This is a genomic window from Mycobacterium sp., assembly GCF_049647605.1.
Lineage (GTDB): Bacteria > Actinomycetota > Actinomycetes > Mycobacteriales > Mycobacteriaceae > Mycobacterium.
Genome location: NZ_JBARXZ010000002.1, coordinates 1 through 1,949, shown reverse-complemented (window position 1 = coordinate 1,949; position 1,949 = coordinate 1). Strand labels below are relative to the sequence as shown.

The 1,949-nt window shown below is 69.2% G+C and carries 2 protein-coding genes; both read left to right on the top strand.

Annotation, left to right across the window (positions count from 1 at the left end):
- Window positions 1–176: 176 nt before the first annotated feature.
- Window positions 177–1,148 carry a GlxA family transcriptional regulator gene (locus WBB07_RS00330; RefSeq protein ID WP_526303691.1) on the top strand — a complete coding sequence of 324 codons (972 nt, stop codon included), beginning with the start codon at window positions 177–179 and terminating at the stop codon, window positions 1,146–1,148.
- 13 nt (window positions 1,149–1,161) lie between these two features.
- On the top strand, window positions 1,162–1,899 hold the full coding sequence (locus WBB07_RS00325) for a DJ-1/PfpI family protein (RefSeq protein ID WP_526303689.1): 738 nt from the start codon (window positions 1,162–1,164) through the stop codon (window positions 1,897–1,899).
- Window positions 1,900–1,949 lie beyond the last annotated feature (50 nt).

The window sequence follows — 1,949 nt, the reverse complement described above, 5'->3', positions numbered from 1 at the left end:
CCCCGTCGTGCCGGACCCGCCACGACTCGCGGCGCTGCGTGCGCCCGCCGCCCGCCGCGACTGGTGGCTGGCCCGGATCCGGACCTGTTACGCCGAAGGCGGCTCGCCCGGCATGTCCTGATCTGTGGGGTTCTGGTCGTAGACGCCACGCTGCGCAGCGGCCACGATGAACCATCATGAGGCGAACGGTGCTGATCCTGGGCTATCCGGGCATCCAGTCGCTGGACCTGGTGGGGCCTTTCGAGGTGTTCACCCTGGCCACGCTGTTGTTGGCCGCCGATCACGGCGCCGACGGTTACGAGCGCGGGTATGACGTGCACGTCGCGTCCGCCGGGGGCCAACCGGTGGCCACCGGAACCGGGCTGACGTTTGTGGCGCGGCCGCTGCCGGCCCCCACCACCGGGCTCGACACCGTGGTGCTACCCGGTGGAGGAGGCGCCATGGCTCCGGACCCGGAGATCCTCGACTGGATCCGGGCCGTCGCTCCGCACTCCAGGAGAATCGTCAGCGTCTGCACCGGAGCTTTTCTCGCGGCGGGCGCCGGCCTCCTGGACGGCTGCCGGGCCACCACCCATTGGAGCTACGCCGACCAGTTGGCAGTTCGGTACCCGCAGGTGCAGGTGGATCCCGAACCGATCTTCATCCGGAGCTCCGAGCAGGTGTGGACGGCGGCCGGCGTCTCCTCGGGGATCGACCTGGCGCTGGCGCTGGTGGAGGAGGACCACGGCACCGAACTGGCCCAGGCCGTCGCGCGCTGGCTGGTACTGCCGCTGCGCCGCTCGGGCGGCCAGACACAGTTCGCCGCGCCGGTGTGGATGCCCCGGGCCAAACGTGCGCCGATCCGCCAGGTCCAAGAGCGCATCGACAACGAGCCCGGCGCCGCGCACAGCGTCGCCGACCTGGCCGGTCGCGCCGCCATGAGCACTCGACACTTCACCCGGGTCTTCACCGAGGAGGTGGGTGAGGCGCCGGGAGCGTACGTCGAGCGGATTCGCACCGAAGCTGCCCGTCGCCAACTCGAGCAGACCGACGACACCGTGGTCGCCATCGCCACCCGCTGCGGTTTCGGAACCGCAGAAACCATGCGCCGCAACTTTGTTCGACGTTTGGGTGTTTCGCCAGATCAGTATCGCCGCATGTTCGCCTGAAAGGCACCGACAAATGACACAGATCGCCATCGTGCTCTATCCGGGTTTCACCGCACTGGATTTCATCGGCCCGTACGAGGTGCTGCGCAATCTCCCCGATACCGAGGTGCGGTTCGTCTGGCACCAAACCGGCCCTGTCGCAGCCGATTCCGGGGTGCTGATGGTCGGTGCAACGCACACCTTCGAGGAGACCCCGACCCCGGATGTGCTGTTGATCCCCGGCGGCATGACCACCATCGAACATGCCCGCGACAAGAATCTGCTCGGCTGGGTGCAAAGTGTCCATCGGCACACCCTGTGGACCACGTCGGTGTGCAGCGGCTCGGTGATCTTGGCCGCCGCCGGTGTGCTGGACGGCAAACGCGCCACCTCGCACTGGGCGATGCTGCCGGCGCTCAAGACATTCGGGGTCCAGGCCGTCGGTGATCAGCGGATCGTGTCCGAGGGCAAGGTGCTGACGGCTGCGGGTGTCTCGGCAGGAATCGATCTGGGCCTGTGGCTGGCCTCCCGGCTGGCGGACGAGAGCACCGCCAAAGCCATCCAGCTGGTGATCGAGTACGACCCGCAGCCGCCGTTCGACTCTGGCCACTTCTCCAAGGCGTCGACGGCGACCAAGGCGGCGGCCGCCATGGTCCTGGGCCGCGAGCTGCCCCTGCCGCAGACGCTCAAGGCCAGCACCCTGCTGCTCTGGGAGCAGGCGATCGCCCGGCTCAAAGGTGCGCCCAGCCGGGCCCGGCGGTGGGGGACGTGAGCCGGTCGACGAGCCCGAGGGACGAGGGGGAGGGAGGGCCGGCGGTGGGG

What these genes read in the sequence shown, in the direction of transcription:
- WBB07_RS00325 (WP_526303689.1), top strand. Translation starts at nt 1,162, where the DNA reads ATGACACAGATCGCCATCGTGCTCTATCCGGGTTTCACCGCACTGGAT.
- WBB07_RS00330 (WP_526303691.1), top strand. Translation starts at nt 177, where the DNA reads ATGAGGCGAACGGTGCTGATCCTGGGCTATCCGGGCATCCAGTCGCTG.